The sequence below is a fragment of the Acidobacteriota bacterium genome (assembly GCA_019347945.1).
Lineage (GTDB): Bacteria > Acidobacteriota > Thermoanaerobaculia > Gp7-AA8 > JAHWKK01 > JAHWKK01.
In genome coordinates this window covers 127,564-146,642 of the sequence record JAHWKK010000008.1, presented here as the reverse complement: position 1 = coordinate 146,642, position 19,079 = coordinate 127,564, and the positions used below count along the sequence as shown (strand labels likewise).

Genomic DNA, 19,079 nt, shown 5'->3' with positions numbered 1-19,079 from the left:
GGTGAAGCGGGAATGAAAACCGGAGCCCGCAAAACTCCGCACCCCATACTCAAACCGACGTCGTCCCGAGCGGGCGGTCGGGTGGGCAAGCGAGGGACCTTGCAGGGTGGGACATCAGCCCAAGCGAAGCGCTGCAAGTGGGTCGAAGTCCACGCAATTTCGTCGTCGTTTCATTAGGAGCCGCCGAAGGACGACGGAGGATCTGGCGGCAGGCTCGTGAGTACAAGGTGAGATGTTCGAAGAAGTTACTTTCACGGCGTCTCTTCTTTCACTCTTCACTCTGCACTCTTCACTCTTCTTCACCCTTTACTCTTCCCTCGTGATTCCGGGACCCGGACCTCTCTTCGTCGATCAGTCAGCAGCCGAGTAGAATCGCCCGGTGCAACCGCGTGACATCGTCGGGCTGATCCCATGGCTGGCTGTAGGCGGCAGTCTGCTGGTCATTGCGGGGGTGATCCTCGTCAGGCAACGGATCGTGCGGGTGGCCCAACTCTTTTGCCTGATGATCAGTCTGGTGGCGGTCTGGCTGCTCTCGTTCGGGCTGATGTTCCACGCGCCGGGTCCGTCGATCGCGGCCCTGCTCGGACGCATCGGACTTTCCGCGGTCGCGCTGATGCCCGCGGCGATTTACGAGTTCACCACGACTGCGCTTCGAATCGTCGAACGCCGCCGGATGGCGATTGCGCTCAACTGGGGTTTGGGGGCTCTCTTCGTGGCAGGGATCGCCATAACAGACCTGGTTCTGGAACCGGGAGTTCGCCGATTCGACTGGGGCTACTACCCGGAATTCACGACGACAGGAGGCGTGGCATTCGTTGCGTACTTCGGGGCGATTCTCCTCCTCCATCTCTTCGAATATGCTGGAGAGTACCGCCGTACTGCCGATGTCACACGGAGAGGCCGGTTGCGCAAGCTGGCGATCACCTTTGCGATCGTCTACTTTGCCACGATTGATCTTATACCCCTCTTCGGGATCGATCGCCGACCGATCGGCTACATACCCGTGGTCCTCTTCGTCCTGTTCGCCTGGCGCTCGATCCAGCGCCACCGCTTCATTCCGATCACCGCGGCTCGAGCGGCCGGCGAGATTCTCGACACGATGGGGGACGCTCTGTTCGTGGTCGACTCGGAGGGGAGAATTCGAGTGGTCAACAGGGCGGTCCAGACCACCTTCGGGTACAGCGAGGCCGAAATTCTCGGGAAGTCCATCGACATCCTCGATTACATCGATCCGGACGAATCACCCTCTCCGAATCTCCGGCAGACCCTCCTGGGTGCATCGGCGCGTGACAAAGAGCGAATCTTCCGCGACAGAGACGGCCATCCGATCAACGTCAGTCTCTCAGTATCGCCTCTCCGGGAACGGAGGGTCGGCGGGGGTGCCGTGGTGATCGCGCGCGACATACGGGAACGGAAGCGAGGGGAAGAAGAGCTACGACAGTTCGCGCTCCGGCTTCAGCAGAGCAATCGCGAGTTGGAGGACTTCGCCTATGTGGCATCCCACGACCTGCAGGAACCGCTGCGAAAGATCCAGGCGTTCGGTGATCGTCTCGGCCGAAAATACGGCAGCGTGCTGACGGCGGAAGGAAAGGATTATCTGCGGCGGATGCAGAATGCAGCGAACCGAATGCAGACGCTGATCAATGACCTGCTGCTGTTGTCGCGGATCACGACACGCGCACAACCTTTCCTGCGCGTCGAGCTGCAAACAATCGTCGAGGAGGTCATTCGCGATCTGGAGGTTTCCATTGCGGAGCTCGACGCCACGGTGAGCGCTGAGGATCTGCCCGCGATCGATGCGGATCCGATCCAGATGCGGCAGCTCTTTCAGAACCTGATCGCGAACGGTTTGAAGTTTCATCGGGAAGGCGTTCCACCCCGGGTGAGCATCACCGCAAGCACCGGTCCGGCGGAGGTCGAGATCACGGTCGCCGACAACGGGATCGGATTCGATCCGAAATACGCCGAACGGGTCTTCACGATCTTCGAGCGGCTGCACGGGCGGGACGTCTATGATGGGACCGGAATCGGACTCGCCATCTGCAAGAGAATTGTCGAGCGGCATGGAGGGACGATCGAGGCTCGAGGCATGCCGGGCGCCGGCGCGATGTTCGTCGTTCGTCTGCCGATGATTCACTGGTCAGGAGGGGACAGCGATGAAGTATCCAGGGAAACCGATCACGATCCTGGTGGCGGATGACGACGAGGAAGACCGGATACTCACTCGCGACGCACTCGACGAGAGCCGGGTAATCAACGAGCTCCGCTTCGTAGAGGACGGCGACGATCTGATGGACTATCTGCATCGCCGCGGACGCTATTTCGATCCGGCTCAATCGCCGAGGCCGGGCCTGATCCTGCTCGACCTGAACATGCCTCGAAAGGATGGACGGGAGGCACTCCGCGAGATCAAGGCCGACGCCGAACTGCGGAGAATTCCGGTGATCATTCTCACGACGTCGAAGGCGGAGGAGGATATTTATCGCACCTACGATCTCGGTGCCAACTCGTTCATCACGAAACCGGTCCACTTCGCGTCGCTGGTCGAGATCATGAGGGAGATCGGCCGCTACTGGATCGAGATTGTGGAGCTCCCTGTCAACGGGACATGAACGCTCCCGAGCCCATCCGGATTCTCCTGGTGGAGGACGACGAGGATGACTACATCCTGACCCGCGACCTGCTGGCGGAGAGCCGCCGGGCCTCGTTCCAGCTGGAATGGGCTGCCAACTACGATCGGGCTGTCGAAGCCATGGCTCGCGAACCCTGGGATGTGATCCTCGCCGACTATCGACTCGGTGCGCATGACGGGCTGGAGATTCTGCGGGAGGCGGAGGCGCGGGAGCTGACCACCCCGATCATTCTTCTCACCGGAGCGGGCGACCGCGACGTCGATCTGGCCGCGATGGAGGCGGGAGCCGCCGACTATCTGGTGAAGGGAAATCTGGATGCGGAAACCCTCGAGCGGGCAATCCGATATTCGCTGGCGCAGAGTCGCACCCTCGCTGCGCTGCGCGAAAGCGAGCAGCGATACGCGCTCTCAGTGCGCGGCGCCAATGATGGACTGTGGGTCTGGGACCTGGTGCGCCACACGGTCTACTACTCGCCGCGTTGGAAAGCGATGCTCGGCTGGAACGAAGACGAGATTGCCGATTCTCCCGAAGAATGGTTCGGTCGCATTCATCCGGGGGAAGTGGAGGTGGTGAGAATGGCCATCGAGATGCATCGGCGAGCAGAGACGCCGGCCATCGAAGTCGAGCACCGGATGTACTGTCGGGACGGCACTTACCGCTGGATGCTGACGCGTGGTCTGGCCCAGCGTGACGCGACCGGCGAGGCGACCCGGCTTGCCGGATCGATGACCGATATGACCGAGCGGAAGCAAGCGCTCGAACGGCTGACCCACGACGCGTTTCACGACAGTCTGACCCAGATGCCGAACCGCGCGCTCTTCATGGACCGGCTCGAAAGATCGCTCCAGAAGTCCCATCGCGACCGTGAACATCGCTTTGCCGTTCTGTTCATCGACCTCGACCGGTTCAAGCTGGTCAATGACAGCCTGGGACACGCCTTCGGCGACGAAGTGCTGGTGGCGGTGTCGGAGCGTTTCGCCACGGCCGTCCGAGCCGGCGACACCGTGGCGCGGCTGGGCGGCGACGAGTTCACCATCCTGCTCGATTCGATCGAGCACGCTGCCGATGCCGTCCGGACCTCGCACCGCATTCAGGAAGCTCTCGTGGTCCCGGTTCGAATACGAGATCAGGAGATTTTTCTCACCGCGAGCATCGGAATCGCGCTCAGCGCCAGCGGATACGACCGGCCCCAGGACGTGCTGCGTGATGCGGACATCGCGATGTACCGCGCCAAGGGGCAGGGGCGCGCGAGACACGAGGTATTCGACCGTACGATGCATGATAGTGCGGTGGAACTGTTGCGCTTCGAAACCGATCTTCGGCGCGCGATGGACCGTGGCGAGCTCCGGGTGCACTATCAGCCTATCGTCTCCCTCGATCAGGGCATCATTGCCGGTTTCGAGGCGCTGGTTCGCTGGCAGCGGGGAGACGTGCTGGTGCCAGCCGCCGAGATCGTCCGTGTGGCGGAGGATGCCGCACTGATCGTACCGATCGGTCAGTGGGTACTCAACGAAGCGCTCCGACAGCTCGTCGAGTGGAATCGGCTCCATCAGGGTCCCGGTCCCCTGGAGATGCATGTGAATCTCTCCGCGCGCCAGCTTCTCCAGCCCGACATCGTGCCGATGATCATCAACGCCATCCGCCGGAGCGGAGCGGCTCCGCAACATCTTCATCTCGAGCTTACCGAAACGGCGCTGATCGAGAACGCCGATGTCGCAGCCAAAGTGATCGAGGGGCTGCGTAAGGCCGACGTCCGGGTGAGTCTCGACGACTTCGGCACAGGATATTCATCGCTCAGCTCCCTGCGGCAATACCGATTCGACACGCTGAAGATCGATCGTTCGTTCATCTCGCCGGACGGAGCCAGGCGCGATGACGAGATCGTTCGCACCATCAGCAAACTCGCGCGCCTGATGGGAATGGCGGTGACGGTCGAGGGCCTGGAGACCGCAGGACAGCTCGCCCGGATGCGCTCCATCGCCATCGATTTCGGCCAGGGCTACTACTTTTCTCCCCCGGTTCCCGCGACCGTCGCCGGCGCATTGTTGAATCATCATTTCCGCGACTGAGACCGCGATGAAGAGTGAAGAGTGAAGAGTGAAAGAAGAGACGCCGTGAAAGTAACTTCTTCGGACATCTCAGCGTGTACTCACGAGCCGGCCGCCAGATCCTTCGCCGTCCTTCGGCGGCTCAGGATGACGAGTGTTTGGATCTCGCGAGATTAAGCATTCGTCAACGATCGTCGCTTCGCGAAAAGAGGGCCTGCCTTCTTTTCACTCTTCACCCTTCACTCTTCACTCTTCACCCTTCACTCTTCAAAAGGTGTAGATCACCCGTCCCTCGATCTCTTCGATCGCGGCGGTCAGCTCCGGACCCGGCTGCACCATGAAGTGACGGTTGACCCGCAGTCTGAGGTCGGAACCATTGCCGAGCGACTTCCTGAGCTCGGCAGGCAGCTCGGTCAGCGCGACCTGTACGGGCGTCTCCCCCCGGTTCCTTTCGAAAATCTCCCGTAGCTTCACCACGCGTGGTTCGTCGACTGTCGAGTAATCGAGCTGAACGCAGAGCGACTTGACCTTTGCATCTCTGACTCCGACGAGCGGGACGATGTCGATCGCGTTCAATTCCGGCGTCACCCGGGTACCGGCTTCCTCTTCGGTCTCGACATCGGGGTGTCCGCCGTACTCGTCCTCGATCCGCCTCGCCTGCGCTTCGGCGTCCGCGAGCGCCACGCTCCTTCCTGCCGGAGCGCCACCGGTGTCTTTCACGTTCGCCGTGATCAGCACTGCGACGCCGTCCTCGAGCCATCGCTCGACCTTCTCGAATAGCTCTGAAAAGACGACGACGTCGACTTCTCCGTGCTGATCATCGAGCACCATGCGCGCCATCAGCTTTCCTTCGTTTCTCCCCTTCTTGATTCGCGTCTTCTTGAGCTGGCTGACCATACCGCCGAGATTGACTGTTTCATCGAGATGCGTGTGGAGATCGGCAGTCGATGCCGTCGCGAACGTCTCGAGCTCCGCGGTGAATTTGTCGAGTGGATGTCCGGTGATGTAGAAGCCGAGCGTCTCCTTTTCGAACTGCAGCTTCTCTTCATCGGGCCACTCCGGGGTTTGATCCTCGACCGAGCGTCTCGGAGTTGCCACAGGCACGCCGCCGAACAGGCTGGTCTGTCCCATAGCTTTTTCCTCGCGTGAACGGAGCGCCTGCTCGGTCACACGCTCCAGTTTCTCGAAGAGCGAGCGACGGGGCTCGCCGAATCCGTCGAACGACCCCGATTTGATCAATGCCTCGACGACGCGCTTGTTGCAGGCTCTGAGGTCGACCGCCTCGCAGAATTCGAGAAGGGATTCGAATCTCCCCTGTTCGCGTCGAGCCTGCAGAATCGACTCGACGGCTCCGAGCCCGACTCCCTTGACCGCGGCGAGCCCGAACCGGACGTCGCCGCCGACGACGGTGAATGCCTCGTTGGATTCGTTGACGTCCGGCGGGAGTACGCTGATTCCGAGCGATGCCGCCTCCCCCATGAACTTCACGACAGAGTCGGTCTTGTCCATTTCGCTCGACATCAGAGCCGCCATGAAATGCCGTGGATGATGAGCTTTCAACCATGCCGTCTGATAAGCGATCAGCGCATAGGCGACCGAGTGGGATTTGTTGAATCCGTAGCGCGCGAATGGTTCGATGAAGTTGAAGATCTCGGTCGCTTTCTCTTCGGGATAACCCCTGGCCTTCGCGCCAGCGACGAACTTCTCCCGCTGCTCCTCCATGATCTCCTTCTTCTTCTTCCCCATCGCTTTCCGAAGAAGGTCGGCCTCACCGAGCGAAAACCCGGCGACTTCGCGCGCGATCTCCATCACCTGCTCCTGATAGACGATCACGCCGTAGGTTTCCTCGAGGATCTCCTTCATCACGGGGACGACGAAGCGTGCTTTCGATTTACCCGTCTTCCGTTTCACGAACTCGTCGACCATTCCGGCATCGAGGGCGCCCGGACGATAAAGAGCGTTGAGGGCTGCGAGGTCCTCGAACTTCTCGGGTCTCACTCGCCTCAGAAGATCGACCATTCCGCCCGACTCGAACTGGAAGACGCCCTTGGTGCGGCCTTCCTGGAAAATGCGGTAGACCTCCGGGTCGTCGAGCGGAATCGCATCGATGTCGATCTCGATCCCGTCCTGCAGTTTGACGGTGCGGATCGCCTGATCGATGACGGTCAGCGTCCGCAGACCGAGGAAGTCCATTTTGAGCAGACCCATCTTTTCGACGACGCGCATGTCGAACTGGGTGACGATCTCGTCGCGATTCGTCCGATAGAGTGGAACGTAATCAGTCACCGGCTTCGGTGTGATCACGACTCCCGCTGCATGCATTCCGGCGTGGCGGGTCAGCCCTTCCAGCCTTTCGGCGATGTCGATCAACTGGCCGATCTGGTCATCGTTCCGGATCGCCTCCGAGAGCATCGGGACACTCTCCCGCGCTTCTGACAGAGTCGTCTCCCCCATCGGGATCATCTTCGCGATCTTGTCGACCACGGCATAGGGCACTCCGAGCACGCGCCCGACGTCCCGGACGACGCTCCGCGCAGCCATCGTTCCGAAGGTGATGATCTGCGCTACGTTTTCGGCACCATACTTGTCGCGCACGTACTCGATCACCCGCCCGCGCTGGTTCATACAGAAATCGATGTCGATGTCGGGCATCGAGATCCGCTCGGGATTCAGAAAGCGCTCGAACAGTAATTCGAAATCGAGCGGATCGACATTCGTGATCTCGAGCGCATACGCGACGAGCGATCCTGCCGCGGAGCCGCGTCCCGGCCCGACGGGAATCTTTGCTTCCTTCGCAAAACGAATGAAATCCCAGACGATCAGAAAGTAGCCCTGGAACCCCATGTTCCGGATGATGCCGATCTCCTTGTCGATCCGATCCTGATAGTGCTCGACCGGATGTGCCTTTCTCCATTCGGCGCCGGGCGGCCTCATTTGCTCCAATCGGCGATCGAGTCCCCGCTGAACCGTCTCGACGAAGTAAGAATCGATGTCGTAACCCTCGGGCACCGGAAACTCCGGAAGATGGTGTCCGCTCGCCTCGAGCTCGAGATCGATCCGGTCGGCGATCGCCAGGGTGTTCTCGATCGCCTGCGGATACGCCGAGAAGACCTCCTTCATCTCGTCCGGACCCTTGATGAAGAAGTCGTCGGAATGAAAGCGCATCCGGCGTTCGTCATCGAGCGACTTCCCGGTTCCGATCGCCAGAAGCACTTCATGGGCGAACGAGTCATCCCGATGGAGATAGTGGGAATCGTTCGTGGCAACCAGCTGAAGGCCGGTCTCCTTTCCGAGACGAGCCATCATCGGGATGATCTTCTGCTGGTCCGGAATCCCGTGATCCTGGATCTCCAGGAAGAAGTTGTCGGCTCCGAGGATCTCCTTGTACTCGAGAGCCGCCTTCTTCGCCCGTTCGTAATCGTCCGATGCGAGCGCCTGGGAAACCTCCCCTTTCAGGCATGAGGAGAGACAGATCAGGCCCTCCCGATGGCGGTCGAGCAGTTCCTTGTCGATGCGCGGCTTGTAGTAGAAGCCCTCGAGAAAGCCCGCGCTGACGAGCTTGACGAGATTTCTGTAGCCGGTCTCGTTTCGGGCAAGGAGAATCAGGTGATTGTTCGACCCTGCATCCGCCTGCTGATTCTCCTGGCCGAGCCGTTCGAGGCGGGATCCGAAGGCCATGTAGGTCTCACAACCGATGATCGGCTTGACCCCGACCGCCACCATCGCCTCGTAAAACTCGACCGCGCCGAAGAGGTTTCCGTGATCGGTGATCGCGCAGGCCGGCATTCCCAGCTCGGCCACACGCGCGGCGAGAGCAGCCGGCCTGCTGGCTCCATCGAGGAGTGAGTATTGCGTGTGCTGGTGAAGGTGTACGAACGACATCGTCTGAGGGGAACGTCTCGGGGGGAGCGCCCCGCCCGCTTCCCGAATTCTATCAAGTGATCCGGCCGTGGGGGCAGAGATCAGCGCGTGTGTGGAATCTGAGGGGGATCCACGTACTGGACGACCGAACGATCCCCGAGCTCAGGTCTCACATCCGGCTCATTCGCTCCTTCATCTCAGCTTCGCTGACATCCTCGATGTGGGTTGCAATCGTCCAGAAGTGACCCCACGGATCCCGAATGGTCCCCGATCGATCGCCGTAGAACTGATCCTCGACAGGTCTGACTTCTTCGGCTCCCTCCTCGATGCAGCGCGCGAACACTGCGTCGACGTCTTCCGTATAGAGGACCAGGGACATCGGAAGTGCCGCTCCCGCGGCCGGCGCCGGCCATCCCATGTCGGGTTGAGCATCGGCGATCATGAGCATCGAGTCGCCGATGATGATCTCGGCATGACCGACGAGGTCACCGCTGTCGAGTTTCACCGAAACCCTGCCGCCGAAGTTGCGGACGTAGAACTCGATCGCATCGTTGGCACCATCGACCACGATGTAGGGGGTGAGCGCTCGGTATCCTTCGGGTATCGCCTTCGCCATCGTGCTCTGCTCCTCGTCTAGTTGTTTGTGGGATTGCCCGGCTTCCGGAAGGGCGCCAGAAAGTCGATGATCTCGAGCTTTTCGCTCATCGATTCGCTCACCACCCGGGCCCGTTCGGTCAGATCGCTGAGACCGAGGAGCTTCTGCTTCCTGTCGGAGTCGAAACCGAGCGCCATCACCAGGGCGTTGACGATCGCATCGAAAGGTGCCGTCTCGAGCTCAGGCACTTCCGGCTTGTCGGGGAAGTGTCGCAGATAGCGCTTCGACAACGCGACGAGCTCGCTCCGGAGCTCCGAGATCTTCTCGGGTCGCCCATGAAACTCGGGCTCGGCGATCACCCTCGCTACGCGATACTCCCCTTCGTGGCTCTCGCCGAGAATTCTGTAGCGTACGAGGCCCCGAAGCATCACGTCGTATCGGCCATCCTCGTAGTGATAGGAGCTTTCGATGAGTCCGGCCGTACCGTAGGCATGAACTGGAGGCGATCCGTAGTAATCCGTCTGCCAGCCCTCCTTCAGCAGGACCAGGCCGATTCGCCGCGTGCTCTCCAGCGCTTCACTCACCATTGCGCGGTAGCGGGGCTCGAACACATGAAGCGGAACCCGGGTGTGCGCGAAAAATACGAAGTCGGGCAGAGGAAAAATCGGAAGGGTGAATTCCCCTTCCGGATATTCGATGGGCTCTTCGGTCATCATGGCCAAACGCCAGTCGCTATACTACGACGCGGCGATGGCTTACGAAAATCTCTCTGTCTTTCTGCGCCGGCTCGAGCGTGAGGACGAGCTCGTTCGCATCTCGAAAAAGGTCTCCGCTCACCTGGAGATCAGCGAGATCGCCGATCGGGTCTCCAAAGCCCATGGGCCCGCACTCCTGTTCGAGAATGTCGAGGGCTCGAAGATGCCGGTCGCGATCAATCTGCTCGGATCCGAGCGCCGGATGAAGCTCGCGCTCGGGGTCGAGGACTGGAAAGATTGGACCGATCGGCTCGATTTCTTTCTCGAGCCGCGGATCCCCACCGGAATGATCGACAAGATCAAAATGCTGCCTGCCCTCGGAGAGCTCGCCAAGGCGTTCCCGAAGGTCGTCGGCTCGGGCGATTGCCAGGAGGTGGTTCTTCGCGGAGACGAGGTCGACCTCGGCCTCCTTCCGGTCCTCACCTGCTGGCCTCAGGACGGCGGGCCGTTCATCACGATGCCGCTGGTGTTCACGAAGGATCAGGCCTCCGGAAGACGCAACTGCGGAATGTACCGCATGCAGGTGTACGACTCGAAGACGACCGGCATGCACTGGCAGCTGCACAAGGATGGGGCGCGACATCACCAGGATGCCGAGGCGGCAAGAATCGAGAAGATTCCCGTGTCGGTCGCGATCGGCTCGGATCCGATCACCGTCTTTTCGGCTGTTTGCCCGCTTCCCCCCGACATCGACGAGATGATGTTTGCGGGCTTCGCCCGGGATCAGCCCGTCAGGATGGTCAAATGCATCACGAACGATCTCGAGGTCCCCGCGAACGCGGAGATCGTTCTGGAAGGATGGGTCGACCCCGCCGAGCGGCGAGCCGAGGGACCATTCGGCGATCACACCGGCTTCTACACACCGGTCGAGCCGTACTCCGTTTTTCACGTCGAAGCGATGACGATGCGCAGGAATCCGGTTTACATGACGACGATCGTCGGAAAGCCCCCGCAGGAAGACGCACACATGGGCTTCGCCATCGAGCGCATGTTCCTGCCGATCATGAAGAAGCAGTTTCCCGAGATCGTCGACATGCACATGCCGGCCGAGGGCGTCTTCCACAATCTGATGATCCTTTCGATCAGGAAAAGGTATCCCGGGCACGCGCGAAAAATCATGCACGGTATCTGGGGACTCGGTCAGGCGATGTTCACCAAGGTCATTCTCGTGGTCGACGACCATATCGATCCCCACTCGCTCGAAGAGGTGGCATGGTACGCGCTGAACAATATCGACCCGGAGCGCGACGTCGAGATGGTGATGGGCCCCATCGACGTGCTCGATCATGCGTCGCGCGCTTTTGGTTATGGAAGTCACATGGGAATCGACGGAACCAGAAAGCTGCCTGGAGAAGGTTTCGATCGGGTGTGGCCCGACGAGATCGAGATGTCCGACGAGGTGGTGGCGAGAATCAGGAAGATCTGGCCGGAGCTCGGGCTGGGCCCCTACCCGGAGCGGCAGCCGTGAGCGACATCACGATCCTGTTCGCCCGGCTGCGTAAGCTTTCTCTCGACACGGGGTACGGGCTGACGCAGGCCCGACTGACTCTGGAGCGCCAGACCGACTGGTTCGCCATGGCTGATTTCGATCGCGACTCCTCCGCGAGTCAGGTGCTCAACGGAGTGGAGACACCATACGCGCTGGTGCTCACCGACGCTCTCGGGATCGCCTCGCCTTCCTGCGTCGGAAGGATGCTCGAAGCCCTCGAAGCGTCTCCTGATGCCGACGCGGTCGTGCCGATGACCAACATCACGAACCAACCCGAGCAGCTCGGCACGGTACCCGGTGGCGCGCAGACACTCCGCCAGTTCGAAGACAGGTCGGCCCGCGAGGCGCCGCGAAATGTCAGAACGGTCACCTGGAATGGCGCAGATCCCGGGCTCTTCCTCTGCCGGACTGATAGGCTCAACTCGTCGGACGAAGAAATCACCTCGGCTCTCGGCGGACACACCGTAGCGATCGCCGAGTCTGCGTTTCTCTACCGGTACGCCTCTCAGAGATCGTTCGTCCGAGAGGACATCCTCTCGCTCGTTCCCACCGACGCCAAAAGAGTCCTCGAGATCGGATGCGGAGAAGGCAGACTCGGAGCAGCGATCAAAGCCCGCCAGAAGTCGTTCGTCTCCGGAGTAGAGATCGACGAACGCGCCGCCAGGGTCGCCGAGGGCGTTCTCGACGAAGTGTTCGTCGCCGACGTCCGGGATGTCGTCCGCCGCATCGACGAAAAGTTCGATGCCGTGGTTGGCGGCGACATACTCGAGCACCTGGAAGATCCCTGGGAGTTTCTTCGCGAGCTCAAGCGCGTCGTTGAGCCCGGGGGCGTGCTGCTTCTCAGCATTCCCAACGTCGCCTTCTGGCCAGTCGTACAGGACCTTCTCCTCGGACGTTTCGATTACATCTACGCCGGGCCGATCTGCATCGGACATCTCCGCTTCTACACCCGGAAGACCATCGAGGATACGCTCCATATGGCGCAATGGAATCTGATCTCCACCACCGCTCACCCCCCGTACGACGTGGCGGGGTTCGATAAATTCACCGGCCGAATGGACGCGGCGGGCATTCCCTGGTCACGGGAAGACCTCGCGACGCCGGGTTGGTACATTCTTGCGAGGAACCAATGAAGAACGAACCATTCGAAATCGACTGTCCGTGCTGTTCAGCGAAACTGATCGTCGATCGGGCCTCGGGCGAAGTCCTTCTCCACGAGAAGCCGGCCGCGACGAAGAAACGGGATCTGCTCGCGATGATGAGCGATCTCGATTCCCAGAAAAGTGAACGCGAGAAAGCCTTCGAGCGCCAGATGAGCTCGCAAAAGGAACGGCAACGGATTCTCGAGGAAAAGTTTCGCGAAGCCTTCGACCGCGCGGATAAGGACAGCAGCCCGATGCCGGGACCTCTCGATCTCGACTGATGTCCGCCGGGTTCGATCCAGATGCCGCTGCACCGGCCGACTCGGGCATCTACGGGCTCTCCATCGACCCCGAGGACGCTGCAGTCATCGTCGTTCCCGTCCCCTTCGAAGCGACGACATCCTACGGCGGTGGAACGTCCGACGGCCCCGCTGCGGTGCTGGAGGCATCCCGCCAGGTGGACCTCTACGACCACGACACCGGTAAGCCGTACGAGGCGGGAATCGCGATGCTCGACCTTCCCCGGGAAATCGTCGCCTGGAACGAGGAGGCTCGCCGGCTCGCCAAGCCGATCATCGAAAAAGGGGGGGTGATCGACGACGACCCGGACCTTCAAAGGGATCTTGCCGAAGTCGATTCAATCGGAGAAAAGGTCAACGAGTGGGTCTACAAACAGACTCGCTTCTGGATCGGTAGGAATCGGATGCCCGTCGTCCTCGGTGGGGATCACTCGGTTCCCTTCGGAGCGATGCGCGCATACGCGGAAGCGTTCCCCGGCCTGGGAGTGCTCCACCTCGACGCCCACGCGGACCTGCGCGAAAGCTATGAGGGCTTCAGGTGGTCTCATGCCTCCATCTTCTTCAATGTCTTTCAGGAGATTCCCGGCGTGTCGAAGATCGTCCAGGTCGGTCTGCGGGACGTGGGGGGCGCCGAGGCGGGAATGATCGCCGAATCAGGAGATCGGATTCGCGCCTGGTACGACAGCGACCTCGCATCCCGGGCCCAGGCGGGCGAGCTGTGGAGCGAGATGGCGGCGGAGATCGTCGACGCGCTCCCGCAGCACGTCTATCTCTCATGGGACATCGATGGTCTCGACCCGACTCTCTGCCCTGGAACCGGAACTCCGGTACCGGGCGGGCTGTCGTGGCACCAGGCGATCGGGCTGCTCAGCGCGGTCGTCCGGTCCGGCCGTCGCATCGTCGGTCTCGACCTGTGCGAGGTCTCCCCGGGAAAGACCGAGTGGGACGCCAACGTCGGAGCGCGACTCCTCTACAAGATGATCGGATACGCCCTGCTCTCGCAGGCCTCTCGCTGACGCGCAGAGCTAGCGACATCGCCGGATCGGTCCGGCCTTCAATAGCGGAATCCGTCTGGACTCCGGACTGAACGAGGGAGTATCTTCACTCGATCAGGCAGCAGATCGACCGGGAGCGGAATTGCCGGAAGGGATCCACTGCGGGCAACGAGCTGGCCCCACGGCAGGCGTGGCGCCGGCGCCGTCCGGGCTGCCCGAAGGGCGAAAAAAGCATTGAGCTCGGAAGAGATCCCCGTTCGAATCGGAAAGTACGAGATCCGCCGGCTTCTCGGCCACGGTGGGATGGGAACGGTGTACCTCGCGCACGACCCGGATCTGGACCGGGACGTCGCTCTCAAGCTGCTGAATGCCGGCGGTCCGCACTATTCGTCCGCGGACCGCTCACTTCGCGAGGCCAGGGCGGCCGCGGCGATCCGGCATCCAAGCATCTCCACGATCCACGAAGTCGGCACGGATGATCAGGGTCGTCCCTACATCGTGATGGAGTACTGCGAGGGGGTGACGCTGTCGACGCTCATCCGAAGGAGAGAGATCACGCTCGACCGCTTTCTGCGAATCGCCCGGCAGATAGCCGCGGGTCTGGCTGCGGCTCACAGGAGCGGAATCATTCATCGCGACATCAAAAGTTCGAACGTCCTCGTCAGCGACGACGACGCCGTCAAAATTCTCGATTTCGGCCTTGCACGGGTCGTCACGGCCGGCGCCAACGCTCCGACGAGCCCGGATGCCTCGACCGCGTCGAGTTTCTTCGGCACCGTTCCCTACATCTCCCCCGAGCAAGCCGCCGGGATGGAGCCCGATATTCGGAGCGACCTCTTCTCCACGGGCGTAGTTCTCTACGAAATGGCCTCGGGGAAGCTCCCCTTTTCGGCGGAGAACCCTCTCATGCTTCTCGAAATGATCCGGGAGGAAGAACCCGCTCCTCTCGAGTCCGCGAATTTTCCGATCGGTCCCGAGCTCGCCCGGGTCATCGCTCGACTGCTTCAGAAGCACCCCGCCGACCGATATCAGAGCGCGGATGCTCTCGTCGAGGATCTCGCGGCGCTCGACGAGGAGCTCGACCGAACCCGCGCCCAGACCTCGCGACGCAGTTACCGGCTTCTCGCGACCCGCCGGCGAAGTGTATGGCTCGTTCCGGGGGCGACCGCGATTCTCGCGATCGTACTGCTGGTTTTCGGAGTGTGGTTCGGCGATTTCTTCCGGGAAACCCCGGTGGCCGGCGGACCGATCGAGTCGGTCGCGGTGCTTCCGCTGACGAACCTTGCCGTCACCGAGGGTGATGAATTTCTTTCGGTCGGTTTTGCCGACGCGTTGATCACGAAACTACAGCAGGTGGAGTTCCTTCGCGTCCGGCCGACGGCCTCGGCCCTGAGGTACGGCGGGGCCGACTACACGCTCGCCGACGCGGCCGATGCTCTCGAAGTGGATGCGATCCTGACGGGCAATTTTCTCAGCAGCGGCGGCCGGATCCGCGTCAGTCTTCAACTGGTCGACACGAGAAGCAACTTTGGCGTCTGGTCCGATACGATCGAGGGAAACCGGGAGGATCTGATCGGTCTCATCGACCGCGTCTCTGACGAAACAGTCACTGCGCTCCGCCGGAACCTTCGCGGGACGAATGTGAACCGAACCTCACGTCCCTTCACCGAGAATACAAAGGCATACGAACACTACCTTCGCGCTCGCGCGCTCACCGGGTCCAGCATTCCGGAAGAGCAGCTCCAACAGATTCAATCACTGGTGGCGGCGACCGAGCTCGACCCGGAGTTCGCAGCGGCATACGCCGAGCTCGCAATCGCTCTTTCGCTCGGTCGGGTCCGCGGCGTCCAGGTTCCCGAAGACCTCGCGTCGCCGGAGTGGTACGCGCGCCAGGCCGTGAGACTCGATCCGACGCTTCCGACGGCCCACGTGGCCCTCGGAAGGACTCTCGTCCGCCAGGACAATCGATTCACCGAATCGGTCCGCGAGCATCTGGCGGCGCTGCGGCTCGATCCGAACGAGCCGCAGGCGCTCGCCCCTGTGATCTCCTACTTCGTTTCACTGGGTGACATGGAGCGCGCCCAGTGCCTGATCGATCGCTTCACATCGATCGATCCTTCCTCGAACGACACCCGGATACGAGGCTACTGGTACATCAATGGGCTCGAGCCGGAACTGGCGATCGCCACCGCCAGTGATGCCCTGCGCGTTCCGGAGACCGAGCTTTCGGGACACGACATCCTTGCTCTCGCTCATCTTCAGCTCGGCAATGTCGTCGTCGCTACCCGGCATGGACGGAGAGTTGACGAGCTCGCTCCCGGTCACTTCGCCGGAACCGGTCTGCGGGCGATGATCGCGGCTGATCGCGGCGAACGGGAGACGGTTATCAAGGAGCTGGAAGCGATCGCCCCGGCCGCCGAATCGAATCATTACGCAGCCCTTCGGGCGGCGCTCGCGCTCGCCCGTGTCGGCGACGATGACGGTGCGGTTGCCCGCGTTCGCGATACGATCCGGCTCGGAAACAACGGCCTCCACACACTCGAGCACCACCCGTGGCTTGCACAACTTCAGCAGCGCCAGGACTTTCAGCAGCTTCTCGTACCCGTTCGCGAGGAGCTCGAAGCCGTGAGGGACGACGCCATCGGAATGCAGCGTTTGCTGTGCGCCAGGTCCCCAGTCTGACTGATGAGTTTTCGTCGGCTGCTATCAGCCGTGTGGCGAACAATGGTAAATATTAGACATGCCGAGAGAGCGTTCCTTCAGTCTTCGGACGAAGCTCGCGCTTCTGATCAGCGCGCTCATCGGCATGATCTCCATCTTCCTCATCTGGTACCTCCCTTTGCGAATCCGCGATGGCGCCCGACTGTCGATGAGCGATACCGCGACGAGCATCGCCACGATGGGAGCTCACGGGCTCAGTGAAAGCGTCTCGGCGGGCCGCCCCGTCTCCGGCGCTCCGATCCTCAGGGCCCTTCGCCAGAGTACCGATCTGGTCTATATCGTCGCTACCGACATGGAGGGAACGGTTCTCTCTGCGTTCAACGAAACGCTGGCGGACCAGTCGGGCTATGCAACCCTTCCCACCGGTCCACCGCCGGCACCACAGCCGGCACTCTCTTCCGAGGTACGGGGGGGCTTCACCGAGGACGAGCGGGTCTACCAGGCAGTCGCACCGATCCGGGATGGCCCTCGAGCGATCGGCCAGCTTTATCTCGGGTTTTCGATGGACCGGCACAACGCAAATGTCGCCGCGGGCCGGCGAGCGGTTGCGAGCTCGGCGCTGCTCTTTCTCGCACTCGGTGTGGCGGGGTCATGGTTTCTCGCGGGGCTGCTGACGGGACCTCTCGAGAAGATCGTTCAGACGACCAAACGGATTGCTCACGGCGCACGGGGAGAGCGGGCCGAGGTACCGGACGGAAGCGAGGTGGGAACGCTCGCCACGGCCTTCAACGACATGGTCTCGCGCCTCGAGGCAACCCAGAACGACCTCGAGGATCTCAACCAGAAGCTCGAGCAGCGCGTTACGAACCGAACCGCTCAGTTCCGAGAGGAGTTCGAGCGTCGCCTCGGCGCACAGGTCGCTCTGATCTCCTCGGAGGCGAGGTATGCAAGTCTCTTCGACAGAAACCTGGCCGGCGTGTACGTGGCTACGACCCGGGGGCGAATCGTGAGCGCCAATCCGGCGTGTGCTCGCATGTTCGGCTTCGAGTCTATCGAAGAGTTCATCGAATCGGGCCAGATAACCTATCGCGATCCCGAAAAAAGGGCGCGTGTCATCAAACAATTGATTCAGGATGGCGTCCTGTCGAATCTGGAAGTCGAGCTGGTTCGCCGCGACGGGGAAGTCTTCTGGGCGCTGGAAAACGCGCGGTTCACTAAAGAGGAAGGGCTGATCGAAGGCATCGTTCTCGACATCACTGAACGAAAGTTGTCGGAGCTCGAGATCGAGTATCGCGCTCACCACGACCCTCTCACCGGCCTTCCGAACAGGAGCCTTCTTCAGGATCGTCTTCACATGGCCATCGAGAGCGCGCGACGCCTCGATCTTCAGGTCGCCGTCATCTTCCTCGACATCGATGACCTCAAGGGCGTCAACGACGTCCTCGGTCATCAGATCGGCGACGAAGTGCTCCAGCAGGTCGGCCAGCGCCTGTCGGGGGTCGTACGCGCGAGCGATACCGTCGCGCGTTTCGGCGGCGACGAGTTCGTGATCATCCTTCCCGATCTCCGCAAAGAAGAGTCCATCCAGGATGTAGCCGAGACACTCCGGCTATCGCTGGAAAGTCCAATTTCGATCGATGACGAAGTGATTTTCGTGACTGCGAGTATCGGAGCTTCCCTCTTCCCCCGGGACGGCGACGACGCAGAAGCGCTTCTGCAGAACGCGGACAGCATGATGTACCGCGTCAAGATTCGAGGCGGCGACGGCGTGCTCAGCTATCCCGAGGGAGACAGCGCAAGGGGAATCCGCAGGATGTCGGTCGAGGAGGAGCTCAGAACCGCGATGGACCTCGGGCAGATCGTCCCCTACTATCAGCCCCAATACGACCTCGAAACACGCGAGCTCACCGGTGTGGAGGCGCTCGTCCGCTGGCACCATCCGGAGGGCGTTGTCGTGGAGCCATCCGGTTTCATCGCGCTCGCCGAGCAGACAGGGCTGATCGTCCCGCTCGGCGAGCACATTCTGCGACGCGCCTGCATGGACCTGAAAGCCTGGCAGGCTCTGAACCCGCGCATGCAGATGGCCATCAACGTATCCGCCCGGCAGTTTCATCAGAAGGATTTTCTCGGTGTCGTGAAGGCCGCGATTCGAGAGGCGGATGTCGATTCGAGCATGATCGAGCTCGAAATTACCGAATCGATCGCGCTGCAGCGATCGGGATGGACGGTCGGGCTTCTCGAAGAGATCAGAGCCACCGGCATACGAATCGCGGTCGACGACTTCGGTACCGGAAGGTCGTCGCTGATGTACCTCAAGAAGTTTCCGATCGACACCGTCAAAATCGATCAGGAGTTCATTCGCGGCATGATGATCAATTCACACGATCATTCAATCGTCACCGCCATCCTGTTGCTCAGCGAAAATCTCGGTCTGCGGACGATCGCCGAGGGGATCGAGCTCGAAGAGCAATGTGAGCACCTCAGAGCCAGCGGATGTTCCCAGGGGCAGGGGTTCCTCTTCTCTCCGGCGGTTCCGGCGGCGACGATCGAAGAGCTTCTGATGACGATGACGGCAGATCGCGGCACCGCGTGACCGGGTTC

General features: G+C 61.4%; 13 protein-coding genes. 10 read left to right on the top strand and 3 right to left on the bottom strand.

Translation table 11 applies throughout. The annotated features are described in order from the left end of the window. The first annotated feature begins 232 nt into the window (after window positions 1–232). Genes KY459_07505 through KY459_07490 form a run of 4 tightly spaced genes read left to right on the top strand, consistent with a single transcriptional unit; the run spans window position 233 to window position 4,702 of the window. On the top strand, window positions 233–370 hold the full coding sequence (locus tag KY459_07505; GenBank protein ID MBW3564555.1) for a hypothetical protein: 138 nt from the start codon (window positions 233–235) through the stop codon (window positions 368–370). A 9-nt stretch (window positions 371–379) separates the two neighbouring features. Beyond that, window positions 380–2,200 (top strand): PAS domain S-box protein, encoded by a 1,821-nt coding sequence (locus tag KY459_07500; GenBank protein MBW3564554.1) that lies wholly within the window; start codon window positions 380–382, stop codon window positions 2,198–2,200. Then, a complete protein-coding gene (locus tag KY459_07495; protein MBW3564553.1) occupies window positions 2,157–2,612 on the top strand; it encodes a response regulator in 456 nt (151 codons plus the stop codon). Before KY459_07500 ends, KY459_07495 begins: the two co-directional genes overlap by 44 nt. After that, complete coding sequence (locus tag KY459_07490) at window positions 2,609–4,702, top strand: EAL domain-containing protein (protein MBW3564552.1); 2,094 nt, start codon at window positions 2,609–2,611, stop codon at window positions 4,700–4,702. Before KY459_07495 ends, KY459_07490 begins: the two co-directional genes overlap by 4 nt. 246 nt (window positions 4,703–4,948) lie before the next feature. Here KY459_07490 and dnaE read toward each other — a convergent pair whose 3' ends face one another. From dnaE to KY459_07475, 3 genes are all read right to left on the bottom strand, one after another. Further along, window positions 4,949–8,563, bottom strand: coding sequence for a DNA polymerase III subunit alpha (gene dnaE / locus KY459_07485; GenBank protein MBW3564551.1), 3,615 nt, complete (start codon window positions 8,561–8,563; stop codon window positions 4,949–4,951). Between the two features lie 148 nt (window positions 8,564–8,711). Further along, entirely contained in the window at window positions 8,712–9,158 is a 447-nt protein-coding gene (locus KY459_07480) for a VOC family protein (GenBank protein ID MBW3564550.1), read from the bottom strand. 17 nt (window positions 9,159–9,175) lie between these two features. After that, window positions 9,176–9,850 (bottom strand): LON peptidase substrate-binding domain-containing protein, encoded by a 675-nt coding sequence (locus KY459_07475; GenBank protein MBW3564549.1) that lies wholly within the window; start codon window positions 9,848–9,850, stop codon window positions 9,176–9,178. Window positions 9,851–9,887: 37 nt separating this feature from the next. On the opposite strand from KY459_07475, the gene KY459_07470 reads away from it, so the two are divergent. From KY459_07470 to KY459_07445, 6 genes are all read left to right on the top strand, one after another. Continuing rightward, complete coding sequence (locus tag KY459_07470; GenBank protein MBW3564548.1) at window positions 9,888–11,360, top strand: menaquinone biosynthesis decarboxylase; 1,473 nt, start codon at window positions 9,888–9,890, stop codon at window positions 11,358–11,360. Then, window positions 11,357–12,514 (top strand): class I SAM-dependent methyltransferase, encoded by a 1,158-nt coding sequence (locus KY459_07465; GenBank protein MBW3564547.1) that lies wholly within the window; start codon window positions 11,357–11,359, stop codon window positions 12,512–12,514. The genes KY459_07470 and KY459_07465 overlap by 4 nt, the downstream gene beginning before the upstream one ends. Further along, on the top strand, window positions 12,511–12,804 hold the full coding sequence (locus KY459_07460) for a 2-nitropropane dioxygenase (GenBank protein MBW3564546.1): 294 nt from the start codon (window positions 12,511–12,513) through the stop codon (window positions 12,802–12,804). The genes KY459_07465 and KY459_07460 overlap by 4 nt, the downstream gene beginning before the upstream one ends. Further along, window positions 12,804–13,838 carry an agmatinase family protein gene (locus KY459_07455; protein MBW3564545.1) on the top strand — a complete coding sequence of 345 codons (1,035 nt, stop codon included), beginning with the start codon at window positions 12,804–12,806 and terminating at the stop codon, window positions 13,836–13,838. The genes KY459_07460 and KY459_07455 overlap by 1 nt, the downstream gene beginning before the upstream one ends. Before the next feature lie 213 nt (window positions 13,839–14,051). Next, a complete protein-coding gene (locus KY459_07450) occupies window positions 14,052–16,499 on the top strand; it encodes a protein kinase (protein MBW3564544.1) in 2,448 nt (815 codons plus the stop codon). Between the two features lie 58 nt (window positions 16,500–16,557). Beyond that, window positions 16,558–19,071 carry an EAL domain-containing protein gene (locus KY459_07445; protein ID MBW3564543.1) on the top strand — a complete coding sequence of 838 codons (2,514 nt, stop codon included), beginning with the start codon at window positions 16,558–16,560 and terminating at the stop codon, window positions 19,069–19,071. The last annotated feature ends 8 nt before the right edge of the window (window positions 19,072–19,079 follow it).